Here is a 7,238-nt window from a genome sequence, read left to right on the forward strand (position 1 = left end):
AGGGCAGCCGGGCCGTCACGCCGTCAGGCCGTCGCGCTGTCCACAGCCCGCAGGATCGCCTCCCAGGGGAGTTCGCGGGACGGTGGGTCCGCTTGGGGTTCGTGGAGGGGCCAGAACTCGGGGCCCTGGATCAGGTGGGCGCCTGACTGGGTGAGGTGGGTGAGGTGGGTGGGCCAGGCGGGGTGGCGGGCGTGGGATGCGTTGATGTGGGGGAAGACGATCACCGGGAGGTCGGGGGTGCCCAGGGCTTCCGTGAGGTGGGTGAGGGCCTGGTTGTCGGCTATGCCCAGGGCGAGTTTGGCCACCGTGTTGGCCGTTGCCGGGGCAGCGACGTAGCAGTCCGCCGGGGGGTGCGGGCGGGGCTCGGTGGGGAGGCGGGGGTGGTCGCGGACCGGGAGGCCGGTCAGGGTTTCCAGGCGGGTCCACTCGCCGCTCGCCCGGAGCCAGCGGCCCGCCGTCGGGGTCAGCGTGACCGCCACCCGCCAGCCGCGGGCCATCGCCGGTTCGACCAGGCCGGTGCGGAGGGAATCCACCCCGCCGGCCGCCGACGCCACCACTCCCAGGACGCCCCGGGGCGTACGCGCTTCGCTCATCGGCACAGTCTCGCAGGACTGGGGGCGCCCTTCCGGGGCACACGGTCGGCAACGTCGCAACCGCCGTCATTCCGGGCGGGGTTGGTCGTACACCGGCAGGAGAGAGCAAATGCTCGCAATAGCGGCGGCTGTGGTCTTTTTCATCGCCTTCATCATCAACGCCACCGAGACGTCGACCGACGTCATCTTCGGTACGACGAGTCTCACCCTCGTCGGACTCACCCTCGCCGCCCTGCACCTGGCCGGCGTCGGTGCCGCGGTACAGGCACGGCGTGGCCGGCGGCGCTGACCCCGTCGGTACCCGCGCCCCGTGCCCCGCGTCCGCGCCCGGTGGTTACGCCGCGAAGCGCCAGAAGTCGCGCAGCAGGGTCGACGGGACCGGGCCCTCCGCCTCCAACTGCGTGAGCAGGATGGTCACCAGGCCCGTGGACGGCGTGATGTGGGCCGCCGTCCCGGTGCCGCCGACCCAGCCGTAGCGGCCGGGGACGTTCCAGGGGTCGACGTTCCGGACATCCACCGAGCCTCCGAAGCCCCAGCCCTGCCCCTCCAGGAACAGCGCCCCCGCCTCGCGCTGGGGCTCGGTGAGGTGGTCCGTCGTCATCTGCCTGACGGAGGCGGGTGACAGCAGCGTCCGCCCGCCCGCCGTGCCGTCCGCGAGGAGCATCCGAGCGAACGCGTACCAGTCGTCGACGGTCGACACCAGGCCGCCGGCGCCGGACGGGAACGGGGGCACCGTGCTCCACTGGCCGTCGGGCGGGTCGATCAGTTCGAGGCCGCCCGCCTCGCCCTTCCGGTAGTAGTACGGCAGCCGGTCGCGCTTTCCGGCCGGCACCTCGAAGCCCGTGTCCACCATGCCGAGCGGTTCGAACACCCGCTCCGCGAGGAAGTCCGGCAGCGTCACGCCCGTGACCCTCGCGATCAGCACGCCCAGGATGTCCGACCCGAGGTTGTACAGCCAGTTGTCGCCCGGCTGGCACAGCAGCGGGATACGGGACAGCGCCGCCATCCACGCGTCCGGCGCCGGGACGGCCTGCGGCTGCGGCGGCCCCTGCTTCAACTCACCGAACAGCGGCGCCACCGCGGGCAGCGAGAAGTCGGACGGGAAGCCGTGCCCGGAGCGGAAGGTGAGCAGATCGAAGACCGTGATCGGCCTGACGGCCGGGACCACGTCGTCCACGGGGCCGGCGGGTGTCCGTACGACCATGGGTGACGCCAGCTCGGGCAGCCACTCGTCGACGGGGGCGTCCAGCGCGATACGGCCTTCCTCGACCAGCGTCATGACCGCCGCGGCGACGACCGGCTTGGTGATCGAGGCGATACGGAAGATCGAGTCCCTGGTCAGGGGTGTGGTGCCGGCGGCGTCGGCCGAGCCGACCGCCGCCGCCTCGATCCGGTCGCCCCGGGCCACCAGGGCCACGGCGCCCGGCAGTGGGCCCGCGCTCACATGCGTCGTGAGCAGGGCCCGCAGGCCGGTCGCGTCGCCCGCCGCCATGACAGATCACCTCGTCCTTGTCCCCGGCCGTCGGGCTTCAGCGCTTGCGCAGGCGCAGCGACGTCCAGCTCGCGTCGGCCGTCCAGCCGCCGTCGACCGGCAGCGCGGCACCGTTCACGAAACCGCTCCGCGCCGGATCCGCCAGGAACGCTACCGCCTGGGCGATATCGTCCGGCGCGGCGAACCGCCCCATCGGTACCCGTTCCTCGATGTCCTCGTCCGTGTAGCCGCCGGACGCCTGGTCGGCGGCGTCCATCTCCGTCTTCACCCACCCGGGGCAGACCGCGTTGACCCGTACTCCCCTGCCTCCCCACTCCCCCGCCAGCGTGCGCGTGAGGCCGATCAGGCCGTGCTTGCTCGCGTTGTACGCCGCGCGGTCGGAGACGCCGTGCAGTCCGGCGATCGACGCGATGTTGACGATCGAGCCGCCGCCCGCGTCGAGCATCAGCCGGCCCACCGCGCGGGACAGCAGGAACGGCCCGGTGAGATTGACGTCCAGGACGCGCCGCCACTGGTCGGCCGTGGTCTCCTCGGCCGGGACGAGCAGGGAGACTCCCGCGTTGTTGACGAGCACGTCCGCATGACCGAAGCGCTCATGGACCTGGGCGGCGAGCCCGGTCACGTACGCCTCCGACGCGACGTCCCCGACCACGGCCACGGCGTCCGCCCCGGCCGCGCGGACGGCGGCGAGGGTGTCGACCGGGTCCACGATGTCGGCCAGGACCAGCGCGTATCCCTCCGCCGCCAGGACCTCGGCCACCCGGCGGCCGATGCCCTGCGCCACTCCTGTCACCACGGCCACGGCCACGCGACGTGAGCCCCCGCCCACGCCACCCGCACCGCCCCCACCACCCACGAGTTCGGTCATCGGTAACGCTCCACCAGATGCTCGCGGCCCGCCGGAGGCTCGTACGGCTCCGGCCAGAAGTCCGTGACCGCCGCTATCCGGCCCTCGGCGTCGCCCGTGAAGAAACTGACCGCGGACATCTCCTCCACCACTTCCTCCCCCTCGCCCGCGCCCACCGTGACACGCAGCCACGTCACCACCTGCCGGGCGTCCGGATCGGCCACGATCCGTTCCGTACGCACCCGCCAGTCCCCCGGATACTCCTGGTTGAAGCGCAGATACGGCTCCTTGCCGCGAATCCGCTCGCGCGTCTGCGGCAGCTCGTAGACGACATCGTCCGCGAGGGTGCCCGCGAACGTCGTCCAGTCGCGGGCGTCCGCGGCGGCCCAGTACGTCTCCACCGTTCTCCGAAGCTCGGTCATACCCAGAGTCTGCACCGCGCCACTGACAATCGGCCGTCGTGCAGAGCCTGCCCACGACGCGAGCAATGACCGCACGGTCGTTCGCTTAGTACACTGGGCGTGTGACAGCTACGAGCACCGACGGACGCATCGCGCGCGGGAACCAGACCCGCCAACTGATCCTGAAGCAGACCGTCCGGATCGCCTCGGTCGAAGGTCTCGGCGCCCTGTCGCTCGGCCGGCTGGCCGGGGAGCTGGAGCTGAGCAAGAGCGGGGTGTTCGCCCTGTTCGGGTCCAAGGAGGAGCTTCAGCTCGCCACCGTGCGCGCCGCCGCCGAGGTGTACGTCGACCATGTCGTCCGGCCCGTCCTGGACCTGCCCGCCGGGCTCGCCCGGGTGCGGCGGCTGTGCGACGGCTGGCTCACGTACTCCGAGAGCCGGGTCTTCCCCGGCGGCTGCTTCTTCTACTCGGTCTCGGCCGAGTACGACGCACGCGAGGGCAAGGTCCACGACGCCGTCGCGCGGGCGCGCCTCGACTGGACCGCGTTCGTGGGGCAGAACATCGAGGACGCCAAGCAGGCGGGCGAGGTCGCGGCCGACGCCGACGTCCCCCAGCTCACCTTCGAGATCGTGTCGCTCCTCGAAGGCGCCAACGCCGAGTCCGTCCTGCACGACGACTTCAGCTGCTACGCCAAGGCCGCCAAGGCAGTCCTCAACCGGCTGCGGGCTGTGGCGACGGATCCGGCCGGGCCGGCGCTCGTACCGCCCGCTCCCTGACCACGAAGTCCCTTACGGACGCCACGACTTGCGGGTCGCCGAGTATCCGCCGGTGGCCCAGCCCCCGCGTGACGACCAGGTCCGCCCGATCGCCCAACGTGTCGGCGAGGGCGCGTGAATGGGCCGGATCGACCATGTCGTCGTCCTCGTCGTGGACGACCAGCACCGACAGCGGCCGGCCCACCTCGGCGAGAGCGCGCGGGACCGCGAACCGCGACCAGATGTCCCCCTCGCCGGGGAACAACTCCCGTTCGATACGACTCCGAAGCTCGGTGTTCAGCCGCGCCCGCAACCCCAGGCGCGCGCAGAACCCGTCCACCAGATACCCGAAGTCGGGCACCCCGCTGATCGCCACGACGCGCTCCGCCCGCAGGGCGCCGTCCCGGAGCGCGAGGAACGTCGCGGTGACCCCGAGGGAGTGCGCCACGACCATCTCGAACGGTCCGTGCTCGTCGTCCAGCGCCCAGGCGATGTCGCACAGATCGACGATCGTCATGCTCTCGCCGGCGCCTTCGCCGTGGCCGGGCGCGTCGAAGGCGACCGGGCTGAGGCCGAGGTCCAGCAGTTCGGAGACCAGCGCGGCGAAGCGCGAGCCGCGCGACTCCCAGCCGTGCACCAGCAGCACCGGGCGTTCGCCCGTCCCCCACCGGTAACTGACGGCCTTCTCCCCGCCGACGACGACCTCGCCCACCTCGGCCCGCTCCATCACGGGACGCTCGTCGGGCCGGAGCCGGCTGCGGCCGCGCGGCGTCCGGAAGAGGCGGAAGACGGCCCGGCCGGCGAGGCCCGCTGACACGTAGGACGTGCTGTTCAGGGCCGTACGGACAGCTGTGGTGGTGAGGTCCATGCCACGTACTCCTCAAGTCGAGTGTCGAGACATTAGCACGATCGTTCGGCTAGTTTTCTTGGCGAACTGAACGTACGGTCGTGCTGATGACTCGACGGAAGGCGACAGGCACCCATGGGGCCCAATCAGGAGTTCAAGGACGAGCTGGACAGTCTCATCGACCACCAACTCCTCGCGGGGGATTGCGACTTCGCCCAGGCGCCGCCCTCGGCCCGACAAGAACGCCGGCGAGGAAGCCCGCAAGGACGCCCGCGCGGACGTCGCCGCGTGACGACCGACCGCCAACGGCAGACGGCGTGACGGCCGACGGCGTGACGGCCGACCGCACGACGGCCGACCCCTCGACCTCGCACCGGCCGAGCTGGGCCGGTCTCCTGCCCGGACGCCCTGAACGGCGGGGCCGCAAGCAGCAGAATGGGGCGCATGACTGAGAAGAACGATCACGAGCCGCACAACGCCTCGGCCCCCGACTGGGAGAAGCGTTTCCGGGCGCCCCGCGTCTCGCTCCCCGACTGGGCCGAGGACGCGCCCGACCGTTCGCTGTTCGTGTCCAACGCGACGGGGACGTACGAGCTGTACGCGTGGGACCGCACCACCGGCGCCCAGCGTCAGGTCACCGACCGCCCCAACGGCACCACGGACGGCGTGCTGACTCCCGACGGCCGGTCGATCTGGTGGTTCAGCGACACCGACGGCGACGAGTTCGGCGTCTGGAAGCGGCAGCCGTTCGGCGGTGGCCCCGACGAGGACGCGGCGCCCGGCATCGCGCCGGCGTACCCGAGCGGGCTCGCCCTCGGTCGTGACGGGACGGCGGTCGTCGGCTGCTCGACCGACGAGGACGGCTCCACGATCCATGTCCTGCCGCCCGGCGGCACCCCCGTCGAGATCTACCGGCACCGCGAGTCGGCCGGCGTCGGCGACCTGTCGCACGACGGGACGCTCATCGCCGTCGAGCACACCGAGCACGGCGACGCGATGCACTCCGCGCTGCGCGTGGTCCGCCTCGACGGTACGACGGTCGCCGAGCTGGACGACACCAAGGGCGGCGCGCTCGAACTCGGCCTGTCCGTCCTCGGTTTCGCCCCGGTCGACGGCGACACCCGCCTCCTCGTCGGGCACCAGCGGCGCGGCCGCTGGGAGCCGATCGTGTGGGACGTGGCGACGGGCGAGGAGACCGATCTGGCGATCGAGCTGCCCGGAGACGTATCGGCCGAGTGGTATCCGGACGGGTCCGCGCTGCTGATCGTGCACAGCTTCGAGGCGCGCAGCGAGCTGCGGCGCTACGACTTCGCGCGGCGCGAGCTGATCGAGGTCGAGACCCCCGCCGGGACGGTGTCGGGGGCGACGGCCAGGCCCGACGGCTCGGTGGAGTACCTGTGGTCGTCGGCGGCCCGCCCGCCGGTGGTGCGGTCCACGTCGGGCGAGGTCGTGCTGGACCCGCCGGGGGCGAAGGCGCCCGGGTCGGTGCCGGTCACGGACGTGTGGGTGGACGGGCCCGGCGGCCGTATCCACGCGCTGGTGCAGCGGCCCGCGGGCGAGGGTCCGTTCCCGACGGTCTTCGAGATCCACGGTGGGCCGACCGCGCACGACCGGGACTCCTTCGCGGCGGGGCCCGCGGCCTGGGTGGACCACGGTTACGCGGTCGTACGGGTCAACTACCGCGGCTCCACGGGTTACGGCCGCGAGTGGACGGACGCGCTCAAGCACCGCGTCGGCCTGATCGAGCTGGAGGACATCGCGGCCGTGCGCGAGTGGGCGGTGTCGTCGGGTCTCGCGGACCCGGCGAAGCTCGTGCTCTCCGGCGGCTCGTGGGGCGGCTATCTGACGCTGCTCGGCCTCGGCACCCAGCCGGACGCGTGGGCGGTGGGGGTGGCGGCCGTACCGGTGGCCGACTACGTCACCGCGTACCACGACGAGATGGAGGCGCTGAAGTCCATGGACCGCACGCTGCTCGGGGGGACGCCGGAGGAGGTCCCGGAGCGGTACGAGGCGTCGTCACCGCTGACGTACGTCGACGCGGTACGCGCGCCGGTCTACATCTCGGCCGGCCTGAACGACCCGCGCTGCCCGATCCAGCAGGTGGAGAACTACGTCGACCGCCTGTCGGCACGCGGCGCGCCGCACGAGGTGTACCGGTACGACGCGGGCCACGGCTCCCTGGTGGTCGAGGAGCGGATCAAGCAGGTCGCCCTGGAGCTGGACTTCGCGGAGCGGCACATTCGGTAGGCGTTCGCCGGGGGCCCGCTTCCGGGTCCCCGATCGCCGGACGGCCGCATGTGCGG

General features: G+C 72.3%; 8 protein-coding genes. 3 read left to right on the forward strand and 5 right to left on the reverse strand.

Annotated features, from left to right (window positions below):
- Positions 1-23: 23 nt before the first annotated feature.
- Positions 24-593, reverse strand: coding sequence for a flavoprotein (locus ACFUN8_RS24955; RefSeq protein ID WP_383641627.1), 570 nt, complete (start codon positions 591-593; stop codon positions 24-26).
- Positions 594-702: 109 nt separating this feature from the next.
- Here ACFUN8_RS24955 and ACFUN8_RS24960 point away from each other — a divergent pair, with 109 nt between their 5' ends.
- On the forward strand, positions 703-882 hold the full coding sequence (locus ACFUN8_RS24960; RefSeq protein WP_383641630.1) for a hypothetical protein: 180 nt from the start codon (positions 703-705) through the stop codon (positions 880-882).
- 45 nt (positions 883-927) lie between these two features.
- Here the strand turns inward: ACFUN8_RS24960 and ACFUN8_RS24965 are convergent, their stop codons facing one another.
- From ACFUN8_RS24965 to ACFUN8_RS24975, 3 genes are read right to left on the reverse strand one after another with little or no spacing between them, the layout of a single operon-like run.
- The gene (locus ACFUN8_RS24965) at positions 928-2,085 is read right to left on the reverse strand and encodes a serine hydrolase domain-containing protein (RefSeq protein WP_383641633.1); all 1,158 of its coding nucleotides are present in this window, start codon (positions 2,083-2,085) and stop codon (positions 928-930) included.
- A gap of 37 nt (positions 2,086-2,122) precedes the next feature.
- The gene (locus ACFUN8_RS24970; protein ID WP_383641636.1) at positions 2,123-2,953 is read right to left on the reverse strand and encodes an SDR family NAD(P)-dependent oxidoreductase; all 831 of its coding nucleotides are present in this window, start codon (positions 2,951-2,953) and stop codon (positions 2,123-2,125) included.
- A complete protein-coding gene (locus ACFUN8_RS24975; RefSeq protein WP_383641639.1) occupies positions 2,950-3,354 on the reverse strand; it encodes a nuclear transport factor 2 family protein in 405 nt (134 codons plus the stop codon). Before ACFUN8_RS24975 ends, ACFUN8_RS24970 begins: the two co-directional genes overlap by 4 nt.
- Before the next feature lie 101 nt (positions 3,355-3,455).
- Here ACFUN8_RS24975 and ACFUN8_RS24980 point away from each other — a divergent pair, with 101 nt between their 5' ends.
- Positions 3,456-4,109, forward strand: a complete 654-nt coding sequence (locus tag ACFUN8_RS24980) for a TetR/AcrR family transcriptional regulator (protein ID WP_383641642.1) — start codon at positions 3,456-3,458, stop codon at positions 4,107-4,109.
- Here ACFUN8_RS24980 and ACFUN8_RS24985 read toward each other — a convergent pair.
- The gene (locus ACFUN8_RS24985; protein WP_383641645.1) at positions 4,045-4,956 is read right to left on the reverse strand and encodes an alpha/beta hydrolase; all 912 of its coding nucleotides are present in this window, start codon (positions 4,954-4,956) and stop codon (positions 4,045-4,047) included. The two genes, ACFUN8_RS24980 and ACFUN8_RS24985, sit on opposite strands and share 65 nt — an antisense overlap.
- Positions 4,957-5,379: 423 nt before the next feature.
- On the opposite strand from ACFUN8_RS24985, the gene ACFUN8_RS24990 reads away from it, so the two are divergent.
- Positions 5,380-7,182 (forward strand): S9 family peptidase, encoded by a 1,803-nt coding sequence (locus ACFUN8_RS24990; RefSeq protein ID WP_383641648.1) that lies wholly within the window; start codon positions 5,380-5,382, stop codon positions 7,180-7,182.
- Positions 7,183-7,238: the final 56 nt, after the last annotated feature.

The organism is Streptomyces sp. NPDC057307 (assembly GCF_042667665.1).
Classification (GTDB): Bacteria; Actinomycetota; Actinomycetes; order Streptomycetales; family Streptomycetaceae; genus Streptomyces.